General features: G+C 60.0%; 23 protein-coding genes. 7 read left to right on the top strand and 16 right to left on the bottom strand.

What is annotated here, in order from left to right:
* Positions 1–48 precede the first annotated feature (48 nt).
* The 9 genes from PY649_RS10830 to PY649_RS10870 all read right to left on the bottom strand — a co-directional run bounded on the left by PY649_RS10830 (position 49) and on the right by PY649_RS10870 (position 8,752).
* On the bottom strand, positions 49–1,182 hold the full coding sequence (locus tag PY649_RS10830) for an extracellular solute-binding protein (protein ID WP_285868340.1): 1,134 nt from the start codon (positions 1,180–1,182) through the stop codon (positions 49–51).
* Positions 1,183–1,188: 6 nt separating this feature from the next.
* Positions 1,189–1,641 (bottom strand): MaoC family dehydratase, encoded by a 453-nt coding sequence (locus PY649_RS10835; RefSeq protein WP_285868341.1) that lies wholly within the window; start codon positions 1,639–1,641, stop codon positions 1,189–1,191.
* A 3-nt stretch (positions 1,642–1,644) separates the two neighbouring features.
* Entirely contained in the window at positions 1,645–2,718 is a 1,074-nt protein-coding gene (locus PY649_RS10840) for a Gfo/Idh/MocA family protein (RefSeq protein WP_285868342.1), read from the bottom strand.
* Positions 2,719–2,913: 195 nt separating this feature from the next.
* Complete coding sequence (locus PY649_RS10845) at positions 2,914–3,243, bottom strand: L-rhamnose mutarotase (protein WP_285868343.1); 330 nt, start codon at positions 3,241–3,243, stop codon at positions 2,914–2,916.
* 14 nt (positions 3,244–3,257) lie between these two features.
* Positions 3,258–4,370 carry a mandelate racemase/muconate lactonizing enzyme family protein gene (locus PY649_RS10850; protein WP_285868345.1) on the bottom strand — a complete coding sequence of 371 codons (1,113 nt, stop codon included), beginning with the start codon at positions 4,368–4,370 and terminating at the stop codon, positions 3,258–3,260.
* Between the two features lie 17 nt (positions 4,371–4,387).
* Entirely contained in the window at positions 4,388–5,485 is a 1,098-nt protein-coding gene (locus PY649_RS10855; RefSeq protein WP_285868346.1) for an ABC transporter ATP-binding protein, read from the bottom strand.
* A 7-nt stretch (positions 5,486–5,492) separates the two neighbouring features.
* Positions 5,493–6,359: a carbohydrate ABC transporter permease gene (locus PY649_RS10860; RefSeq protein WP_285868347.1), complete on the bottom strand. Its 867-nt coding sequence runs from the start codon at positions 6,357–6,359 to the stop codon at positions 5,493–5,495.
* A 2-nt stretch (positions 6,360–6,361) separates the two neighbouring features.
* Entirely contained in the window at positions 6,362–7,255 is an 894-nt protein-coding gene (locus PY649_RS10865; RefSeq protein ID WP_285868348.1) for a carbohydrate ABC transporter permease, read from the bottom strand.
* Between the two features lie 180 nt (positions 7,256–7,435).
* Entirely contained in the window at positions 7,436–8,752 is a 1,317-nt protein-coding gene (locus tag PY649_RS10870) for an ABC transporter substrate-binding protein (protein WP_285868349.1), read from the bottom strand.
* Between the two features lie 179 nt (positions 8,753–8,931).
* Here PY649_RS10870 and PY649_RS10875 point away from each other — a divergent pair, with 179 nt between their 5' ends.
* The 4 genes from PY649_RS10875 (at position 8,932) to PY649_RS10890 (ending at position 12,361) form a co-directional block, all read left to right on the top strand.
* Positions 8,932–9,723: an IclR family transcriptional regulator gene (locus tag PY649_RS10875; protein ID WP_285868350.1), complete on the top strand. Its 792-nt coding sequence runs from the start codon at positions 8,932–8,934 to the stop codon at positions 9,721–9,723.
* 63 nt (positions 9,724–9,786) lie between these two features.
* The gene (locus tag PY649_RS10880; protein ID WP_285868352.1) at positions 9,787–10,623 is read left to right on the top strand and encodes an amidohydrolase family protein; all 837 of its coding nucleotides are present in this window, start codon (positions 9,787–9,789) and stop codon (positions 10,621–10,623) included.
* Positions 10,624–10,656: 33 nt separating this feature from the next.
* Positions 10,657–11,202: a MaoC family dehydratase gene (locus tag PY649_RS10885; protein WP_285868353.1), complete on the top strand. Its 546-nt coding sequence runs from the start codon at positions 10,657–10,659 to the stop codon at positions 11,200–11,202.
* A gap of 1 nt (position 11,203) precedes the next feature.
* Complete coding sequence (locus PY649_RS10890) at positions 11,204–12,361, top strand: CaiB/BaiF CoA transferase family protein (RefSeq protein WP_285868354.1); 1,158 nt, start codon at positions 11,204–11,206, stop codon at positions 12,359–12,361.
* A 22-nt stretch (positions 12,362–12,383) separates the two neighbouring features.
* Here PY649_RS10890 and PY649_RS10895 read toward each other — a convergent pair whose 3' ends face one another.
* The 4 genes from PY649_RS10895 to tal form a co-directional block, all read right to left on the bottom strand.
* Positions 12,384–12,704, bottom strand: a complete 321-nt coding sequence (locus PY649_RS10895; protein ID WP_285868355.1) for a hypothetical protein — start codon at positions 12,702–12,704, stop codon at positions 12,384–12,386.
* Between the two features lie 21 nt (positions 12,705–12,725).
* Complete coding sequence (locus tag PY649_RS10900) at positions 12,726–13,361, bottom strand: L,D-transpeptidase (RefSeq protein ID WP_285868427.1); 636 nt, start codon at positions 13,359–13,361, stop codon at positions 12,726–12,728.
* 77 nt (positions 13,362–13,438) lie between these two features.
* Positions 13,439–14,398 carry an ABC transporter substrate-binding protein gene (locus PY649_RS10905; RefSeq protein ID WP_285868356.1) on the bottom strand — a complete coding sequence of 320 codons (960 nt, stop codon included), beginning with the start codon at positions 14,396–14,398 and terminating at the stop codon, positions 13,439–13,441.
* Between the two features lie 260 nt (positions 14,399–14,658).
* Positions 14,659–15,624: a transaldolase gene (tal, locus tag PY649_RS10910; protein ID WP_285868357.1), complete on the bottom strand. Its 966-nt coding sequence runs from the start codon at positions 15,622–15,624 to the stop codon at positions 14,659–14,661.
* Positions 15,625–16,115: 491 nt separating this feature from the next.
* Here tal and PY649_RS10915 point away from each other — a divergent pair, with 491 nt between their 5' ends.
* Positions 16,116–17,105 carry a sugar-binding transcriptional regulator gene (locus PY649_RS10915; protein ID WP_120705519.1) on the top strand — a complete coding sequence of 330 codons (990 nt, stop codon included), beginning with the start codon at positions 16,116–16,118 and terminating at the stop codon, positions 17,103–17,105.
* Between the two features lie 100 nt (positions 17,106–17,205).
* Here the strand turns inward: PY649_RS10915 and PY649_RS10920 are convergent, their stop codons facing one another.
* Positions 17,206–18,078: a methylated-DNA--[protein]-cysteine S-methyltransferase gene (locus PY649_RS10920; RefSeq protein ID WP_285868359.1), complete on the bottom strand. Its 873-nt coding sequence runs from the start codon at positions 18,076–18,078 to the stop codon at positions 17,206–17,208.
* Positions 18,079–18,147: 69 nt separating this feature from the next.
* Entirely contained in the window at positions 18,148–18,651 is a 504-nt protein-coding gene (locus PY649_RS10925; RefSeq protein ID WP_285868428.1) for a DUF2244 domain-containing protein, read from the bottom strand.
* A 22-nt stretch (positions 18,652–18,673) separates the two neighbouring features.
* Between PY649_RS10925 and nth the strand changes: the two genes are divergently transcribed.
* Positions 18,674–19,453 carry an endonuclease III gene (nth, locus tag PY649_RS10930; RefSeq protein ID WP_285868360.1) on the top strand — a complete coding sequence of 260 codons (780 nt, stop codon included), beginning with the start codon at positions 18,674–18,676 and terminating at the stop codon, positions 19,451–19,453.
* Between the two features lie 83 nt (positions 19,454–19,536).
* Here the strand turns inward: nth and PY649_RS10935 are convergent, their stop codons facing one another.
* The gene (locus PY649_RS10935) at positions 19,537–20,250 is read right to left on the bottom strand and encodes a sulfate transporter family protein (protein WP_285868361.1); all 714 of its coding nucleotides are present in this window, start codon (positions 20,248–20,250) and stop codon (positions 19,537–19,539) included.
* Positions 20,251–20,507: 257 nt separating this feature from the next.
* On the opposite strand from PY649_RS10935, the gene PY649_RS10940 reads away from it, so the two are divergent.
* Positions 20,508–21,359 (top strand): MurR/RpiR family transcriptional regulator, encoded by an 852-nt coding sequence (locus PY649_RS10940; protein ID WP_285868362.1) that lies wholly within the window; start codon positions 20,508–20,510, stop codon positions 21,357–21,359.
* Positions 21,360–21,387 lie beyond the last annotated feature (28 nt).

Consider the following 21,387-nt stretch of genomic DNA (forward strand, 5'->3'; position numbering starts at 1 on the left):
GCCCGCAGATAAGATCACGCGAAAACAAACAGCTAGAGCCGCCTTGCCCTAGCCTTCGAACGATTGTGCGAAGAGCCGGTTGAGCTTGTCGATGAGGACTGTATGCCGCTCGCCTGTGCGCAGTCCATTGGTAATGATGTTCGAAGCCTCGCTCTGGAACGCCATGTAGCCGTCATGACGCGGCCGGACATAGGCACCCTCTAGCGTGGCGCGCGTATTGCGGTAGAAATCAAGCGCAGGCGCGTTAACGGCATTGCTGACCCACGCATCTGAGTGACCCGGTTGACCGTTGCCGCTTGCGTAGGCGCCTGCTTGCACCGGCCCGCCGGCGATCCAGCGCGCAAAGGCTTTGGCCTCTTCCGGTGCCTGCGTCCTGGCCGAAACGGCAATACCTGTGCCGCCGAGCGCCGAGCCGTTCGGTGCACGTCCATCGATCACGGGCATGTCGGCAAAGGCTAAGCGCGCCGGTCGGAATCCGGCAAAGGAATAGCTGACGTAGCCATAGGCGAAGGGAACGACGTAGTAGCGGCAATCCGGCTCACTCATCAGATCGAAGATGGCGATCGGGTCCATTTCGTAGCATTTGGCATCCATGCCGCCGGCGAGCCGCGCCATCCAGTCGAGCACGGCTTCTCCATCCGCCTTGGCGATGAGTTCCGGCCCCTCGACGCTGCAGGGTGTGCCGAGATGCGCCGCCAGCGTGAAGAAGGTCATCAGCGAATGCGGCGGCCGCATCGGCAGGATCGCCCTGCCCTTGGCCGCCAGCGATACGATCTCGGCGAGATCGGTGATCGGCCCGCTCAAGCGGTCCGGCCGGTAAGCCTGAACCTGCGTCGCCGCATCGATCGGAAAGCCCCATTGCCGGCCTTGCCAATTGTAGCTCGGAAAGGAGCGCCCAACCGTGCCGGCGGCGATTGCGGCTACCTCATCCGCATGGTCCGCCTCGTCGAGCGGCAGCAGACAATTCTCCCGCGTGATCTGCCCGACATGCGGATGGTCGATGACGATCAGATCATAGGAGGCCGCAAGCTCCTCCACCGGAAAGGTCTCGAAATCCTGCAGGGAACGCTTCTCCCAAACGATCTCGACACCGGTCTTTTTCGACCAGAGTTTCGAACATGCCACCATCGGGTCGTAGCCGCGCGGATGCGACCAGGTCATTCCCTTGAATTTCACCATCATTCTCTCTCAGTTTTCCGCCTTGCGCTCGACGATCAGGATGTGGTCGGCAGCGAGTACGACTTCGTCGCGCTGGTTCAGCACCTCGCAACGTTCGACGACGCGGCCGGAGGCTGGGCGTTTCGGATCGTCCTCTTTTGCCGATATCGTCACCCGCGTGCGGATCGTGTCGCCGATGTGCACGGGACGGATGAACCGCAGCCGGTCATAGCCATAGGAAAAGGCAACGGGATTGATGAGCGACGCCGTCAGCCCGACGCCGATCGAAAAGATCATCGTGCCATGGGCGATGCGCTGACCGCCGGGCAAGGTCTTAGCGAATTCCGCATCCATATGATGCGGAAAAAAATCGCCGGTATGACCGGCATGGACGACGAAATCGGTCTCGGTGATCGTCCGTCCCGTTGTCGTCCGGACGTGACCGAGCGCGTAGTCTTCGAAGTAGATCGTCTGTTCGGCCATCGCTTACACCTTTGGAAGTCCGGCAATCGGTGTTGCTGGCTGCGCGCTCGATTGATAGGCCGCCTCGACCAGCGCCATGGTCTGCCAGGCATCTTCGACGGAGCCGACCAATGTCTCGTCCTTGCCCGAGGCGAAGCGCTGCAGATTGGCCATGCGGTTGACGAAGGCATCCGGGAACCAGGCGCCTTCGAGCTTCACCTCGACCCAATCGCTGCCGCCGGCCGGGCGAATCCACAGTTCGTCCGGCTCGCCGCGCGGATAGTCCAGATTGACGCCGAGCTTGATATAGGCCGCGCCCTTGGTGCCGGAGATACGGAATTCGCAAGCCTGGAACTTGCGGCCGAAATCATGGTCGTGATTGACCGAAAGCACACAGCGCACCTTGTCGCCATAGTCCAGGATCGCAGCCGTGCGCGTCTGCGCCACCTCATGGTTCGGATGGCCGATGGTCTTGGCATGCACGCCCCTGGGATTGCCGAGCAGGCCACGGATGAAGTCGAGATAGTGGATCGAGTGCATGGCGATCTCGATGCGCGGCAGGCCTTTCAGGAAAGGCCACAGCCCCCAGGGCGTCGCCAGCGCCAGCCAGGCGTCGAAATCGACGACCTCGCCGAGGTAGCCCTTCTCGACCGCGTCGTAGAGCGCGAGCATCATCGGTGCAAAGCGGAGCTGAAAATTGACGGCCGCCTTGATGTCGCGCTCGCGGCATACTCTGAGAATCTCAGTCGCTCCGGCAAGATCGCTGCCCATCGGCTTCTGGGTCAGCGCGAAAGAACCGCGCGGCAGCTTGGCAAGGATTGCGGCGTGGGCGGCCGGAGGTGTTGCCAGATCGAAGATCGCACCTTCGACCGCAAGCGCCTCAGCCTCGGATGCGAAGGCGCGTATTCCCCATTGATCCGCCAGGGTCTTTGCCTTTTCCCCGTTCGGATCATAGAGGCCAACGACCGGGAAGCCCGCCTTGTTGTAGGCGGGCAGGTGTGCATCGCCGACGATGCTGCCGGCGCCGAAGATGACGATCGGACGCGGCGTGGTGGGCTTCGGCCACCATTGGCGCAGGGAGGTGGGATCGAAGGTCATGAGTTCAACTCCGGTCGTGAGAAGCCCCTCGTCCGGCCTGTCGGCCACCTTCTCCCCGTTTTGACGGGGAGAAGGTGATGGGCGCACCCTGGTCCGCCCCTCAACTCTGTAGAAATCGAGAGGCTGCCGCAAAAAAGGTTGTTCCCTCTCCCCGCCTGCGGGGAGAGGGCTAGGGTGAGGGGCTGTCCTTGCAAATCAGTCAAGATGAAACACCTCCTCCATCATCGCCCACCATTCGCCTTCCTTGCGGGTATCGAGCGGCTTCTGGCAGGGCATGCAGACGGACCACCATTCCTGGTTTTTCGGGCTCGCAGCCATGTTGCGCATGTCGGCCTCGAAATCCGTGCCGAGATATTCCCAATAGCCGAAGAGCAGGTTTTCCGGCTCTTTCAGGAAAATCGAGTAGTTGGTGATGTTGCACTCGGAGATCAGCGCCAGGATTTCGGGCCAGACCGCCGCATGCAGGCGCTTGTATTCCTCGACCTTTGACGGCTCCAGGCCGATCATCATCCCCATCCGCTGCATGGCCTAATCCTCCCTTAGCCGTGAATCTCTTTCGTGAACTCACCGATCGAGCGCGCCTTCACCGCTTCCCAGTCCCAAGCGATGCCGACGCCGGGTTCAGCGGGGGCGATAGCCTTGCCGTCAACGATCTCCATGCCCTTAGTGGTGAGATCGTCGAGCTGCGGGATATATTCGACATATTTCCCGTTCGGCACGGCGCAGACGAGACTGACATGCAGTTCCATCAGGAAGTGCGGGCAGACCGGGATATCGAAGGCTTCCGCCGCATGCGCCACCTTGAGCCATGGCGTAATGCCGCCGATGCGGGCAACGTCTACCTGGACGATCGAGCACGCGCCCTTCTGCATGTATTCGCGGAAATGCCGGATCGAATAGATGGATTCGCCGACCGCGATCGGCGTCGGCGTCGAGCGCGTCAGTCGGATGTGGCCGTCGAGATCATCGGCCGGCAGCGGCTCCTCGATCCAAGCGAGATCCAGCTCCCTCAACCTTGCGGCACGGCGGATGACTTCGTCGACCGTGAAGCCTTGATTGCAGTCCGTCATGATCTCGAAGCCGGAGCCGAGCGCCAGACGCATCGCCGAAAGCCGGTCGTAGTCCTCGGACCCATGCGGCTTGCCGATCTTCACCTTCGAGCCCGAGAAGCCCCTGGCCTTCGCCTGCAGGGCGTCCTCGACCAAGGCTTCCTTCTCGATATGCAGCCAGCCGCCTTCTGTCGTGTAAAGCGGGCAACGATCCTTGGCGCCGCCGGCAAGCTTCCAGAGCGGCAAATTCTGCTTCCTCGCCCGCAGGTCCCAAAGCGCCGTATCGATAGCCGCAAGCGCCAGGGCCGTGATCGCGCCGATTGTCGTCGCGTGAGTGGCAAATTCCATCTTATGCCAGATCGCCTCGATGCATTCGGCATCCTCGCCGATCAGCAGTGGCGCGAGATGGTCCGATAGCAGCCGCATGACCGAGGAACCGCCGGTGCCGATCGTATAGCTGTAGCCGGTCCCGACGGCACCGTCGGAATCGGTGATGGTGACGATCGGCGTCTCCTGGCTGACGAAGCTCTGGATCGCATCCGTCCGCTTCACCTTCGGCGGCAGGTCGACCATGCACAGTTCAATTTTTTCGATACGGGCCATGTTCCGGTCTCCCTCGCTCAGATCGCCAGGCTCTTGCCGGTCTCGGCGGAAAAGAGATGCGCCTGGCTGAGGTCGAAGCTCATCTTCAGCTGTTCGCCGCTTTTCAAACCGCGCGGATTGAGCATGCGCGATACCCACTCGCGGCCGGCAAATTCGACGAACACCAGAGTTTCATTGCCGAGAGGCTCGGTAATGGCGACGGGCAACGTTACCTCATGCACCGCCGTTTCGGCGCCGGAATGCAGGCCATGGCCGCTTGGGAAGATATCGTCCGGACGCAGGCCCAAGGCAACCTTTTCACCATCCTTGACGCGGCCTTCGAACTGGCCTGGCAGCGGCAGCTTGTCGCCGTTCTTGAACACCAGTGTGCCGGCCGAAATCGTAGCCTCCTCGATATTCATCGGCGGCGAGCCGATGAAGCCGGCGACGAAACGGGTGGCTGGCCGCTTGAACACCTCATCCGGCGTGCCGACCTGCTCGATATAGCCGTCGCGCATGATGACGATGCGGTCGGCAAGCGTCATCGCTTCCACCTGGTCGTGGGTGACGTAGATCACCGTCGACTGCACCTTGGCGTGCAGCTTCTTGATCTCGGTGCGCATCTGCGTGCGGAGCTTGGCGTCGAGGTTCGACAACGGCTCATCGAAGAGGAAGACTTCCGGCTGGCGGACGATGGCGCGGCCCATGGCGACGCGCTGGCGCTGGCCGCCAGAAAGCTGCGCCGGCCGGCGATCCATCAGCGCCTCCAGGCTGAGAATCGCGGCCGCTTCGTTGACGCGCTGGTCGATCTCCGCCTGCGGCTGCTTGGCAATCTTCAGCGAGAAGCCCATGTTCTCGCGCACGGTCATGTGCGGATAGAGCGCGTAGGACTGGAACACCATGGAGATGTTGCGATCGCGTGGCGGCAGGTCGTTGACGATGGTATCGCCGATCATGATGGCGCCGCCGGAAATCTCCTCAAGGCCGGCGATCATGCGCAGCGTCGTCGACTTGCCGCAGCCAGAAGGCCCGACAAGCGCGATGAATTCCTTGTCCTTGATATCGAGATCGATCCCGTGGACGATTTCCAGGGCGCCGTAGCGCTTGACGAGTTTTTTGAGCGAAACCTGAGCCATGGGGATTTCAACCTTTGACCGCACCGAATGTCAGACCCGACACCAGATGCTTCTGAATGATGAAGGTAAGAGCGAGCGCCGGAACGATCATCACGACCGCCAGCGCGCACATGCCGCGCCAGTCGATGGTGAATTCGGCCGTGTAGTCGAGCAGACCGACCGGCAGCGTCTTGGAATCGACGGAGCGGGTGAGCTGCGAGGCTAGTGCATATTCGTTCCAGCAGGTGAGGAAGGCGAAGATGCCCGCAGACGCGATGCCGGGACCGGCGAGCGGAAACTCCACCTGCCAGAAGGCCTGCCAGCGTGTGCAGCCGTCGATCTGCGCCGCCTCGGCGAGGTCTTTCGGCACCTGACGGAAGAAGCCGTCGATCAACCAGATCGTGAAGGGTACGTTCAGCGCCACATAGGTGATGATCAGGCCAAAATGCGTGTCGATGATGCCGAGCCGCGCATAGACCATGAACAGCGGCAGCGATAGCGCCACGCCCGGCACGGATCGCGTCAGCATCAGGCCGAGGAAAACGGCCGACTTGCCGGCAAAGCGGTAGCGGGCGAATGCATAGCCGCCGGACATGCCGATGATCAGCGCGATGATGGTGGAGGTGACGGAAATCACCAGCGAATTGCGGAAATAATCCAAGACGGGGATACCGCCCTGCCCCGCGCCGCCGAACATAGCGCGATAGGCTTCGAACGACAGCTCCTGCGGTATCCAGACCGGCGGCTTCGCCATGATCTCGACCGTGGGCCGCAGCGAGCTGAGGATGATCCAGAAGCCCGGCAGGCAGATGATGAGCATCGCGATGAAAAGGCCTATGAGATAGGCAACTTTTGCGATGCGTCGGCGCGTGCGTTGTTTGGCGTTGCGATCCATGATTACCACTCCGCTCCGATCTGGGTGCGGGCAAGCGCCAGCTTACGGAAGAAATAGACTGTGAAGGCGATCGACAGGATGATCGAGACATAGGCCATGGCGTTGGCAAGCCCCATTTGCGCATCGGCATAGGCCGTGCGTCCGACCAGCGTCCAGATCAGTTCCGTTCGCCGCGCCGGGCCGCCATCGGTCATGATCTTGACGATGTCATAGGCGCGGGCGACATCGAGCGAACGGATGGTCATGGCGATAAAGGCGAACGGCATCAGGAACGGCCAAGTGACGTAACGGAAGGTCTGCCAGCTCGTGCAGCCGTCGACCTTGGCGGCCTCCACCGGCTCCTGCGGCATGGCCAGCAGGCCGGCAAGGATGAGGATCGCGAAGACCGATGTCGACGACCAGACTTCGGCGATGACGATGGATAGCAGCGCCAGATTGCCGTCGATCAGCCAGGGTATGGCATTGTTGGTAATGCCCAGGGATTGCAGGGCATTGTTGATGATGCCGACATTGTCGTTGAACATGAATTTGAACTGGAAACCGACGAGCACGGGCGAAAACATCATCGGAAACATCATCAGCGTGCGCAGGATGCGCTTGCCGTGGGTGGCCTTGTTGACCAGGAGTGCCAGGCAGAGACCTAGCAGCATTTCCAGGTTGAGCGCGATCGTCAGAAGCACGACGGTGCGCACGAAGGCCGCCAGGAAGACCGGATCGGTCAGAATGCGGGTATAGTTCCGCAAGCCGATAAAGGTGAAGAGCGTCGCCGGCCGCGTCAGGCGGAATGGCGTGAAACTGGAATAAAAGGACAGAAGCAACGGAAACAGCACCACCGCCACGAGCACGATAATCGCCGGAAGAAGCAGCAGGACCGGTGGAGATATTTTCTTGAACATGGTTTGCACCTGTCGGCATTCCTCAGCAGCGTGGCCCGAACTGCCTGGAATGCGATTGCATGGGGCCGAGAGGCCGGAAGAAATCCGGCCGGACAGACCGGCCCCTAAAGGCACTGGTCATAAGCAATTTTTAGAGAAGTCCCGTACCCTCCGCCGGATACGGGACTTTGATTGCGGCAATTAGAGCGCGCCGGCGTCCTTCAGAACGTCGGTTGCCTTCTGTGCGGCAGTATCGAGCGCTTGCTTCGAGGTCTTGTCGCCAAGGATGGCGGCCTGAAGCTCAGGATAGACGACGTTGGATATCTCGATCCATTGCGGTGTGTGCGGAACCGGGAAGGCATACTTCATCGATTCCTGGAAGGTGCTCAGCACTTCCTTCTTATAGGGATCGGACGCAGCCTGCTGGATGTCCCAATCCCAGACGGCCTTGCGGGTCGGCAGCGTGCCATTGGCGGCTTCGAGCTTCTGCGAGTCGTCGTTCGTCAGGAACCAGACGAGCGATGCGGCGGCGTCCTTGTTCTTGCACGCTTCCGTCACCGAGAAGCCGTGATGGCCGGACCAGCCGGTGTGTTTGCCAGACGAGCCCACAGGCTGCACGACGACGCCGACATTGCCGGCGATCTTCGAGGACTTCGGATCGTTGAAGTAAGTTGCCCAGCCCGGCCAATCGAGATCGAGCGCGACGGTGCCCGACGCAAATCCGGCGCCGAGATCATCCCAAAGATAGTTCGTCGTGCCGGCCGGAACGGCCTTCGCCTTGTACATATTCACGAACCAGTCGAGCGCGCGCACGCCGGCTTCGGAATTGAAGGCCGGCTTGCCGTCCTTGTCGAGATATTCGCCGCCTTCGGCGACCAGCATTTCATAGAAGCGGCCGTTGATCGCCTCTTCCTTGCCGGGGAACTGCGTGCCGAAGAAATTCGGCGGATTGGCGAAGAAGGTTGCTTGGTCGGAGACTTCCTTCCAGGTCTTCGGCGGTGCCAGATCGTAGCCGTACTTGGCCTTGAACGCCGTCTTCTTGGCCTCGTCGTTGTAGAGGCTCTTCTGATAGTAGAGCGCCGACACGTCGAACTGGGCGCGCGGCAGCATGATCAGCCGGCCGTCAATGGTGGACGCTTCGATGGTCGAATCGACGAACTTGGCAATCTCTTCCTTCGGCAACAGCTTGCTGAGATCGGTGTAGAGGTCGGGATACTGAGGCGCGAAGGACGAGTGGTTCGAACCGACGCACCAGGAAATATCGCCCGACGCCATGTCCGACTTGATTTCCTTGTCGAGCTCGAAATGGTTCTTCTTGGAGAGGATGTTGACCTTGGCGCCGGTCTCCTTCTCCCACTCGGAAATGCGCCCATAGAGCGGCTCATATTGCTGGCCGCCAATCAGCTTGGCGTCGATCGTCACACCCGGGAACTTGCCGGGCAGGTCGGCAGCAGAGATCGCGGAGCTCGCCAGCAATGCCAGTACGCCGGCTGCGAGGCCGGTCTTCCAATTCCTCATTGAATTTTCCTCCCTAAAGGACCGGACACCCCGCCCGATCGCCCTCACGACCCAAATATGGATCAATAATTTATATGTAAACATCTTATTCATCGACCGTCAAGCAGGGATCGCAGCCGCTTGCAAATCGCTTTCATTCATATATGAATGATCTATATTTCCTTCATATGGGGCCTTCCATGAGCGTAGAAGACGATAGCGATCGATACCGCGCACCGGCGCTGGACAAAGGCCTCGACATCCTGGAACTGCTGGCGCGAATCGACGGCGGTCTGACGCAGGCCGAAATCGCCAAGGCGCTCGGCAAAAGCCCGAACGAATTCTACCGTATGCTCGATCGCCTGGTCCGGCGTGGCTATGTGCAACGGCAGGACGGCGATCGTTTCTATCTAACCCTCAAACTTTTCGGCCTGGCGCATTATCACGCGCCGGTACGCCGGCTCGTTTCCTTTGCTACCCCGCTGATGCGCGAATTCTCCAACCGCGCCGAGCAAGCCTGCCATCTGGCGATTTTCGACCGCGGCTCGGTCGTGGTCATCGCCCAACAGGATTCGCCCACCTATTGGGGCATTTCGATTCGCGTCGGTGCCCAGATCAATCTTTTCAATACCGGCTCCGGCCATGTCCTGCTGGCCTTCCGCGACGAAAAACAGCGCAAGATGATGATCAGCGAGCAGCAGCGTCAGCAGGATGACGACGTGCCGATGCCTACCGACCTCAACGAGCGCCTTCAGTTGATCAAGGAGCAAGGCTTCGAGACGATGGATAGCCTGCAGACCAACGGCGTGCGCAACATTTCGGCGCCCGTGCTGGCATTGGACGGCTACGCATTGGCCGCACTCACTTGCCCCTATATCCAACCGGTCAATCCGAATGCACCAAGCTACGAGCAGGTGATCCAATATGTACGCGAAGCGGCCAAAGACGTATCCGAGACCGTTGCAGGCACATTGGATAATGCCGAGATATAATTTCTATTTGAATAAACTATTCTTCTGTGAGTATATATTGACCAGCATGATGGGAGGATCGCCATGCTTTTCGATAGCCACCTGCACATCGTCAATCGCGGCAAACTAGGATATCCTTGGCTGGAAGGGGCCGGCGCGCTGAACCGCGACAGCCTCTACGAAGACTATGCCCGCGAAGCCCAACGCGTGGGGATCACCGACACGCTCCATATGGAAGTGGACGTCGCTGAAGGCGATATCGAGCGGGAAACGGACTATGTCAAAGAATTGAGCCGACAGCCCGGCGGCATGATCCGCGGGGCCATTGCCGCCTGCCGTCCGGAAGATGCAGGCTTTCCTGCCTATCTCGAGCGCGTGCTCGCCGATCCCTTCGTCAAGGGCTTTCGCCGCGTGCTGCATGTCGTCCCCGACGACGTTTCCGAGGGCGCACTTTTCCGCGAAAATCTGAAGCGGCTCGCCGGCGCCGGCCTCACCTTCGATTTCTGCGTTCTGCCGCATCAAATCTCCAAGGCGATCGCAGTCGCTGATCTCAACCCTAATGTTCAGTTCATTCTCGACCATTGTGGCGTGCCCGCCGTCAAGGATGGCCTCAGCGAGATCTGGACCTCGGGAATGACTGAAATCGCCAAGCGGCCGAACGTTGTCGTCAAGATTTCCGGCGTCGTCGCCTATGCCGATCCCGATAGCTGGACGGTCGACACGCTGCGCCCCTTCGTCGAGCATTCGATCGCAAGCTTCGGTTGGGATCGCGTCATCTGGGGCAGCGACTGGCCCGTCTGCACGCTGGGCGGCGGTCTCTCCACCTGGATCGCCGCGACCCATGCGCTGACGCAAGGGGCGAGCGCCGACGAGCGAGCCCGCCTCTATCAGCTCAACGCCAAGCGCCTCTGGTCTCTCTGAGCGCGCCATGCAAGTCGATCGAAAGCCCATGCCATGACTGCCACCGTCGGCATTTTCAGCACTCGTCCGAAGACCATGCCGGCCGATCACGCCGACATTCCCGTCTGGAACTCGGAAAACTGGTTCTATGAAGACTTCGAGATCGGTCACAAGATCCGCTCACTGCGGCGGACGATCTCCGAAGGCGAATCCCAGCAGTTCAACGCCCTCGTCCTCGATATGCATCCCTATGTCAGCGACCAGATCTTCGCGGAAACGGAAGGCCTATTCGGCAAACGCCTCGTCGCCGGCGCCTTCGTCTTCTCCGCCGGCCTCGGCCTCGTCGCCACCAACTGCATCAATGCCTTCTCCTACGGCTACGACAAGCTGCGCTTCATCAAGCCCACTTTCATCGGCGACACGATCTACACCATCCGCACCAATCTCGACAAACAGCCGAAATACAAGGATCTCGGCCTGATCCGCTCTTCCTACGAAGTCTTCAAGGGCGAAGGGGAATTGGTGCTTTATTGCGAGCATATCCAGACGGTGCGCTACAAGAACGGCCGGCCCGCTGACGCTCCGGAATTGAAGGGCTGAAATGACTGAAGGAAATAACGACAGCCTGCTCGCCGGCATCACCGTGCTGGATATGAGCCAGTTTCTGGCTGGGCCTATGGCCGCCCTTCGTCTCGGCGACCTCGGCGCGCGGGTGATCAAGGTCGAGCGTCCCGATGGCGGCGATCTCTGCCGCCGGCTTTATCTCAGCGACACGGAGATCGGCGGCGACTCGACGCTGTTCCACGCGATCAATCGCGGCAAGGAAAGCTTTGCCGTCAACATGAAGGATGAAGGTGACCTGCAGGACCTCAAGACGCTGATCGAAAAGGCCGACGTCATCATCCAGAATTTCCGCCCCGGGGTCATCGACCGGCTGGGTCTAGACTACGTCACGGTCGCCAAGATCAATCCACGCATCGTCTATGGCAGCATCACCGGCTACGGACCGGACAACGAGTGGCGGCAGTTTCCCGGCCAGGATCTGCTCGCCCAGGCCCGCTCCGGCGCCATGTGGCTGAACGGCGAGGCCGACGATGGCCCGGTGCCCTTCGGCCTGGCGGTTGCCGACATGCTGGCCGGCAATCTCATCGTCCAGGGCATTCTCGCCGGTCTCGTGCGGCGCAGCGTCACCGATCAGGGTGTCCACGTCGAAACCAGTCTGCTGGAGGCGATGATCGATTTCCAGTTCGAAGTACTGACCACCCATCTGAACGATGGCGGCCGCCTGCCGAAGAAATCCTCCGTGCGCAACGCCCACGCCTATCTCTCGGCCCCCTATGGCGTCTATCACTGCGCCGATGGCTGGCTGGCGCTGGCCATGACGCCGCTGCCGAAACTGGCACCTCTCTTCGAGCTTCCGGCGCTTACCGACTACACGCCGGACGAGGCCTTCTCTCGCCGCGACGAGATCAAGAGCCTGATCGCCAGCCGCCTGCACGAGAAGACCGTGAAGGAATGGCTCGCTATCCTGGAGCCCGCCGATATATGGGCGGCGGAAGTGCTGGACTGGCCGAAACTGTTGCAAACCGCCGCCTTCCGGCAGCTCGACATGCTGCAGACGGTAACCCGTGGCGACGGCGTTTCCGTTCGCACGACGGCAAGCCCGATCCGTGTCAATGGAGCGCGCCACAAGAGCGATATCGCCGCCCCGACGATCGGCAGCGATTCCGAGAAGATCAGAGCGGAGTTCATCACCTGACACCCCTCGCCGTGAAGAAACCTCAGGCCACCGGCTGCACCGAAGCGACCTTGCCGGTGTTGTCGATGATGCAATTAAATCTGCGGCCGGTCGCATTCAACTCGACACGGTAGGTGTTTGCATCCAATTGCTGCGAATTCGTCGGAAGCACCTTGCTCTGAGTGAGGCCGGCGGATTTTGCCGCGGCGTCAGCGCACAAGAGCTGCAGATCGGCGGGAGCCGTCTGCAGTTTCGTTCGAGCCATCTGGTCGGGCGGCGGCGAGGATACACATGCCGTCACCGGCGCTAGGAGCACAAGCGGGAAAAGCAATCGTGCCGCGGCCCAGGCATTCAATTTCGTCATTCTCAATCCCCCATTTTGCAGTCATACGCCCTTGTAGAGTGCCGCGCCCTGCATCAGTACTATCACCTTTGCGCCGATCTTCACGCGAGAGTGCAGGTCGATGATATCGTCGTTATTCATGCGTATGCATCCGGAGGAGACATCGAGGCCGATCGACCATGATTCCGGCGTGCCGTGAATGCGGTAGATCGTGTCGTTGTTGCCTTCATACAGGTAAAGGGCCCTCGCCCCGAGCGGGTTGTCAGGTCCGCCGGGCATGCCGTTCGCCCATTTCACCGCATTCGGATCACGGGCGACCATTTCGGCGGGCGGTGTCCAGGTCGGCCATTCCGCCGTGCGTCCGACGCGCACGATGCCGGCCCAGCCGAAGCCTTCCCGCCCAACGCCTATGCCATAGCGGATCGCCTGGCCGCCGGGCTGGACCAGGTAGAGAAAATGCTGGTTGCCGTCGATAATGATCGTTCCCGGCTCTTCAGCCGTCCGGAAGGGCACGACTTGCCTGCGAAAGGCATCCGGCACCTGTTTGTTGCGGGCGTAATATTGACGAGCCTTCCTCGCATCGTAGTCGACCCAGGTTCGGGTCTGCGGATCAAAGATCTGCGTCTGCGCCGCGAACGCGACGAGCGGGCCAAGGCCTGCGGCAGCGGCCACCAGCATGACAGCTGCCTTGCGCCTCCAGCGTCGTTCCGATCCTGCCTCCACCAATGTCTCGGCGTTCTCTTTCGGATCTGTTCTCATGGCTTTGCCCATCCGTCGATGCGAGATGCATGGCTGTCTACCCACTGCTTCGCGAATTCCAGGGGCGGCTGACGCTCTACCTGCAGGGCGTAGGTCATGTGCGTAATTTCCTCTGGCGTGAAATCGATCTTCTCGAGAAAGCTCGCAACGTCGGCGTGCTTCTTTGCGAAGGCGGTGGCATAGGCGATGTGAAAACTCACAGCCGGCCAGGCAACCGGTGCGCTGGAATCGCTGATCCAGGTCGGATCGCTCGCCGGTGCGATCTTCCATTTGGAAGCATCATAGGGCGGCTCTGTCAGTCGCACGATATTGTGCAGCTCGAAGACGTGATGTGGCGCGTAGCAGGCAAACACCATCGGCCGGCCGGTCGCGACCGCCGCATCGACCGCAGCCATGCCGACCTCTTCCTCGGCTTCGACCAGGGTCAGGTTTTTCGCATAGCCATAGCTATTGGCGCGCACTCTCTCGATGCCTGTCGACAACCAGGTCGGCGCCCCGATCCACAGCTCTCCGCGTCCGTCGCCATCGGTATCCAGAAGCGCGGTCTTGGCGGGATCACTCAGATCTGCAATGTCCTTTATACCGGCAGCAACGGCATCCGGCGTGGCGCAGAGGCCTTGCCAGGCATCGATGCCGCGCGCCGCCACATCGACGACGTGCTTTTCGTTGACGTATTTCTCGATCAGGCTGTCGAGGTTCGGCCGCCATACTTCGGGATTGATATCGACATCGCCGCTTTCGAGACCGTTGAAGGCGGTGAGCGTTCCGAGCTCCCGGACCTCGGCATCGAGCTTATATTCCTTGGCAATCGCAACCTTCAGGATATTCGCCGTCGCCTGACCCGAAGGCCAATTCGGCATCGAGATGACCAAATCGGCCGCATCGGCGCTGACCGCCCCGACAGACGCAAGGGCAGCGGCTAACGCCACTGAGACGGAAATGAGCCTGTTCTTCATGTCCCCTCCAGCTTTCGGTAACATCTGCTGTCCGGTCGCGGCTGTCGCGAACCGGAACCAGATAGCGGAGGGAAGCATCCGCAGGTAAGTACGTTACGGTAACATGATCGAAATTTACGCCGGTTACGTGAAACCAACCGGCGACAGGATGGGGATGTCGGGCATAGATGGCACCAACAAAAAGGGGCGTTACAATGTGACGCCCCTCCATGTAACTTGCGCACAACCCTCTCACTGAGGAGAAGGTTTTCACCAACCGCTTAGGCGGCGGCGAGCTGCAGTTCCTTGCCGACCATGGTCCGCAGAGCGATCAGGTCCTTGGCGAATGCGCGAATGCCTTCGGCGAGCTTTTCGGTCGCCATCGCATCTTCGTTCATCATCCAACGGAAGGTCTTTTCATCGACCGCGATCTTGGCGACGGAGGTCTTGTGCTCCGGCGAGAGCTTACGCTCCAGCTTGCCGTCATCCTTGGAAAGTTCGTCGAGCAAGGCGGGGCTGATCGTCAGGCGATCGCAGCCAGCCAGCGCTTCGATTTCGCCGGCGCTGCGGAAGGAAGCGCCCATGACGATCGTGTTGATGTCGTTGGCCTTGTAGTAGTTGTAGATCTCGCGGACGGAAATAACGCCCGGATCTTCTTCCGGCGTGAACTCCTTGCCGGTCGACTTCTTGTACCAGTCGAGGATGCGGCCAACGAAGGGCGAGATCAGGAAAACCTTGGCGTCGGCGCAGGCAATAGCCTGGGCCTTGCTGAAGAGCAGCGTCAGGTTGCAGTCGATGCCTTCCTTCTGCAGGACTTCAGCAGCGCGGATGCCTTCCCAGGTGGAAGCGAGCTTGATCAGGATGTGGTCCCGCTCGATGCCGCGTTCCTTATAGGCAGCGATGATGGCGCGCGCCTTGGCGATCGAGGCTTCGGTGTTGAAAGACAGGTCTGCGTCGACTTCGGTCGAGACACGGCCGGGAACAAGGCCGGAAAGAGCGGCGCCTACGGAGATTGCCAGGCGATCGGCGACGGCAGCTGCAATAGCGTCCGGCGTGCCGCCGTGCTTCTTGCCCCAGGCAACGGCTTCCTTGATCGCATCGGCGAACATCGGCGTGCCGAGCGCCTTGAGGACGATCGTCGGATTGGTCGTGCAGTCGACCGGCTTCAAGCGGGCAACCGCTTCGATATCGCCGGTATCGGCCACGACCGTCGTCATAGCGCGGAGTTGGTCAAGCTTGGATGTCATAATACGTATCCTTGTTGAATTGGGCCCATGGATTGGGAGATTTTGGCCGGCGAAATTCCGTCCGGTTCGATGGACGACAGAAGACTGCAAGCGGATTGCGCCCTTCCTTCTCCTATGCCCTGGTAACGGGAGAAAAAGCGCGAAAGTTCCATTCCCGGCGGACGGTCAAAGCAGCGAGGAAGCAATTGCCGAAGACAGGCTTTTCGCCGAAACCGAGCGCCCTATATGGCTCTCTGCTTGGCCAGACACGCCCACGACACAGCGCTCGCACAATGTCCTCCTCGACTGGACAAAGACCGACTTCCTCACGGCGACTATCATCAATCTCGCGACGAAAAGTCAAGGACATTTGTGCATTTCAATTGACATAAGTTTCAGGCCATAGAATATCGGCAGCAGAAGAGCTGATCTTGCCGCCCCTGTCATCCGCAACCTTTGTTGCTCGCGATCATTAAACAAAAAGGGCGTGCAGAAATCTTGCCGGAGGACCTGTGGCCAAACTAAGACGTGGGACACACACCGCCTATTCCGAGACGGCGTCTTTGAGGCTGCGCGCGGCTTGGCTTTATTACAATCAGGGCCTGACGCAGAAGGACGTCGCCGAACAGCTCGGCATCAGCCGCACGACCGTCATCCGCCTGCTGGACGAGGCAATGCGTCGCAGCGAAGTGCAGATCTGGATCAATGAAGGCATTGACGATTGCGTCGAGCTGGCGATCAAGCTCGAGCGCGCCTACGGGCTGGACGAGGCAATCGTTGTTCCCTCGCCTGCAAGCGCTGATGTCGACGCCCAGGCAAAAAGCGTCGGCCTGGCCCTTGGCCAGTTTCTGACCGAGGCGATCCCCGACAACTATACGATTGGTGTCGGCTGGGGCCGGACCATGACGGCCTCACTCGCGAGCTTCCGCCCACCGCGCCGCGACAATTGCAAAGTGGTTTCGCTGCTCGGCGGCATCGTCGCTGTCCAGCAGACCAACCCCATTGATTATACCTGGCGCCTGGCGAGCCAGCTTGGCGCGGAATGCTATATGTTCTTGGCGCCGCTCCTGGTCGATTCCATCGAGACCAAGCGCAATCTGATTGAAAAATGCGGTCTCGAGGCGATCTACCGGCTGGCCGAAAGCCTCGATCTTGCCATCGTCAGCTGCGGCGACATCGGCCCCCGCTCGACCTCGCTGTCGGAAGGCTTCATATCGAAGCAGGTGCTGGATCAGTTGATCGAGGCCGGCTGCGTCTGCGACACCATGTTCAATTTCCTCGATGCCGAAGGCAATTCCGTCGATCACCCCATCAACAAGCGCGTGATGTCGGTCGATCTCGACACGCTGAAGAAGGCCAAGCACATCGTCCTGTCTTCCGGCGGCGCGCACCGCGCCCTTGCGATCCGCGCCACCATCAAGCGCATCGGCTGCAACACCTTAATCACGGACGAAAGCGCGGCAAAGGCGCTGTTGCAGATGGCGATGGCAAAGGCGGCATGATCATCGACCCCGAGTTCGCGGAGGGTGCGTACCCCCTCTGTCACTGTCGTGACATCTCCCACAAGGGGGAGATTGGTAGCATGTTGCAACACACCAGCCCTCACGCCCTCCCGGCTTCCCAGCCCAGCATCGCCCGCTTGCGCGTCAGGCCCCAGTGATAGCCGGTGAGATCGCCGTTCTTGCCGAGCGCGCGGTGACAGGGGACCACGAAGGAGACGGGGTTGCGGCCGACCGCGGCGCCAACCGCGCGCATCGCCGTCGGCTGGCCGATATCCTTGGCGATGTCGGAATAGGTCACGGCCCGGCCCATCGGGATCTTCAACAGGCTTTCCCAGACGCGCACCTGGAAATCCGTGCCGATTAGCACGACACGCAACGGCTGTTCGCTCGACCATTTCGACGGCTCGAAAATCCGCGCCGCATAGGGCATGGTCGCCTGCAGGTCCTCGACATATTGCGCGTTCGGCCAACGGCAGGTCATGTCTTCCAAACAGGCCTTCTCATCGCCCGAATCGCTGAAGGCGAGGCCCGCAAGGCCGCGATCGGTGACCATGATCAGCGCCAGGCCGAAAGGTGAGATGTGGAAGCCGTAGCGAATGACCAGCCCGCCGCCTTTCGCCTTCCATTCGCCGGGCGACATGGCCTCATGCGTGACGAAAAGATCGTGCAGCCGGCTTGGACCGGACAGACCCACTTCGAACGAAGTTTCCAGCAAGGGCAGATCTTCCTCACGCAGCAGCCGCTTGGCATGATCGAGCGTCACCGCCTGCAGGAAGGCCTTGGGCGACAATCCGGCCCAACGAGTAAAAGTCTTCTGCAACTGTGTCGGCGATTGTCCGAGCCGGTCGGCGATGGCCTCCAGTGACGGCTGGTCGCGATAATCCTCAGTGATGAGTTCGATCACCCGGCGGACGGTATCATAGTCCGGCCCGTCCGGCGTAATGTCCGTCTTCAACTGTGCGATGGCATTCATAATCTTTCTCCTTGTGGGCTAGATCACCACGAAGAAGGCGAAGAAACCACCCGTTTCTTGCTTAAGCGCTCATATCCGTTGCGTCACCGTCGCGAGCGCGCGTTTGAAAGCCTTCGCGAAACTCTCCCGATCATCGGGATTGAGAAAGGAGCCGACATCGGTGTCATGGCTTTTGTCGCGGACATGCATCGACACAACACCGATTTCCCTGTGTCGGCGAACGAGAAAACGTGTCCAGAACGGATTGAAGCGGTGCTCGACCATGCGGCCCGAGGGCGAGAACTTGCGGATCGAAACGTCGGTGCGCGACACGGTCACTTCCTCCCGCACCCTGCCCGAACGGTAGTTCAGCCAGAAGGCGCCGTAGAGCAGGACGAAATCCGCACCGAAAAAGATGCCTATCGGCCACGCGCCGCGAAGGATGAACACGACGCTATAAATCAGGCAGAATGCCCCCATCAGCGTCAGCATCACCTTGAACCCCTTTCGCCCCAGGGAGCGATGGGGAAACAATTCGGCGGCGAAGACCGGCCTGTTGGTATCGATGTCAGTATCGGCGTTGCGTTCGGTCATAGGACTTGAGTATAGGTCGTTCATGGCAAATCCCAAGATCAAATCCAGCGCGCCGAACGCGAAAAAGTCAAATGCGACGGCGGGCCGCAAGACGGCTTTCAAAAGCCCCTACTCCAAGGCGGATTTGGACGAAATCTTCCGTCGCTTCTCCATTCAGCGGCCTGAGCCGAAGGGGGAGTTGGAACACGTCAATCCCTTTACCCTCGTGGTTGCCGTGGCTCTGTCGGCACAGGCAACCGATGCCGGCGTCAACAAGGCGACCCGCGCCCTCTTCGCCGTCGCCGACACGCCACAAAAGATGCTCGATCTCGGTGAAGAGCGTATCCGCGACTACATCAAGACGATCGGCCTTTACCGCAACAAGGCGAAGAACGTCGTGGCACTATCGGAGAAGCTTATCCGGGATTTCGACGGCGAAGTGCCGCAGACGCGCGAGGAGCTGATGACCCTGCCGGGCGTCGGCCGCAAGACAGCCAATGTCGTCCTCTCCATGGCCTTCGGCCAGGCAACCCTCGCCGTCGACACCCATATTTTCCGCATCGCCAACCGATTGCTGCTCGCGCCCGGCAAGACGCCGGACGAGGTCGAACAACGGCTGATGAAGGTGATCCCGGATCAATATCTCTACCACGCCCATCACTGGCTGATCCTGCACGGGCGCTATGTCTGCAAAGCGCGCAAGCCGGAATGCGAGCGCTGCGTCATCGCCGACCTCTGTCGCTCGCCCGAAAAGACCTGGGATATACCCGCGCCATTGGTCCCGCTCCCGCCGCAACTGCTCGGCGTGGAGGCGGCCGGCTAGAGCAATTCCAGGAAAAGTGCGAAGCGGTTTTCCGTCCGGAATTGCGTAAAAACAAAGGGATAGAGTCGCAGCCGCTCCAAGTGTCAGATGCGGCGAGCCGCTTCCTTCTGGGAAAGAAGCTTGTGCAGGTGCACCATCATCCCAGCCGCAAACAGCGGCGTCAAAAGGTTGACGATGGGAATGGCGAGGAAGGCGGCGATCACCAGCCCGGACAGAAAGACTGTGAAACCATATTTGATGCGAAACCGCCGTGCTTCTTCCGGTGGCCGAAAGCGCATCGCGGCGAATTCGAAAAATTCCCTGCCGAGCAGATAGCCGTTAACCAGAAAAAAGGCGATGAGATTGACGCCGGGAATGAAAAGGAGAAGCAGCGCGATGATGTTGCCAACGACGACGACGCCGAGGAATCTCAGTGAACTCTTCATGGCCGCGGCAAACGGCAGAGCTTTTCCCGGCGCATCGGCCGGATAATCTCGTTTCTCCACCACCTCGGCGACTTCATCGAGAAAAAGACCTGCGATCACTGCCGTTATCGGCGAAATCAGTAGCGCCAATAGGAGTGCCAGACCGAGACCCGCCAGAACTGCGAAGAGAAAGGTGAGCCAGCTCGTCCAATCCGGTATGGTCGGCATGAAGCTCTGTAACCAAGGCAAGACATAGCTAAGGAAGGTGCCGCGCAGCACAAACCAGAGAGCAACAAGCGCGAGCAACGTCAGTCCCAGGACCTTCCAGAAAACCTTGCGCGTTTCGGCTGCAAAGAGGTTTGCGATGGAAAGACGCGCGGCATGGATGATCATTCGTCAGATATCCCCTTGGTCGTAGCTCGATATGTAAATAGTGATTGCAATTACCTCAATATCTTCCCGTCAAGCGCGTAATATCCATCACCCATTTGAATTGTTGTAATAAAGTACATACTAATATATTTTGGGTGTCATACGAAAAACAACAACCTAAACATGATCACCGGTCCATCAAAAAATTGCAAACCACCCGATTGTTTCTGCATTCGGCGCGATCGCACTTCGGATAGACCGTCAGCGAGGCGTAACATTTGGAAGACCTTGGTCAGAAACTCAGACAATATATCAAGACAGGCACTCCTGCCGAGCGCCGAATAGCCAAGTATTTTTCCGAACATTTGACAGAGTTGCCCTTCGAAACTGCCTCTTCCGTCGCCGACAGGCTGGAGCTGAGCCCGATGACCGTCGGGCGCTTTCTGCGGTCGCTCGGCTATCAGGGCCTGGATGGCATCAAAGTGCATCTGCGGGAAAATGTAGCGCCGGTGGCGCTGCAGCTGCCGAACGTTCTGGAACAATTGCAAAAGGACGCCAGCGAGGGACGCCCGATCGCCGGCCAGATCGCCGAGCAAGTCGAGATGCTCCAGCATATCTATAATCTCACCAGCCAGCCGCAATGGCTGGATGCGGTGGCGACTATCCTTTCGGCCAGCGAGGTTTTCATCACCGCACATCTTAGCCTCGCCAGCCTCGGGCGCCATCTCTGCGACCGCCTCGCATTTGCTCGCGACCATGTGCAGTTCCTGGACGGCGCCAACGGCAGCTATATCGAGCTGCTCGGCCACCAATCGACCGACGCGCTGGTAGTGATCATCGATTCGCACCGCTTCGTCACGTCGCGGCTGCTTGCGCGTTCCGCCCGCCGCGCCGGCTATAAGGTGCTGCTGATCACCAGCCAATATACCGAATGGGCACATGAATTTGCCAATATGACTCTGTCGCTGCCACCGCTGCGCGCCGGTCCTCACGAAAATCTGGCGGCGATGATGGCCTTGCTGGAATTCCTGGCTGCCACCGTCGTTCAGGCCGCCGGTGAAGAGGCGGAGACCCGCATCCGCAGGATTGAGGAGCTGGAAGGCATGTTCGCCCACGCGCCGCTTCGGTAACGATCGGCAAGCGATGACATGACCGCTG

This window comes from Rhizobium mayense (assembly GCF_030272705.1).
GTDB classification, from domain to species: Bacteria; Pseudomonadota; Alphaproteobacteria; order Rhizobiales; family Rhizobiaceae; genus Rhizobium; species Rhizobium mayense.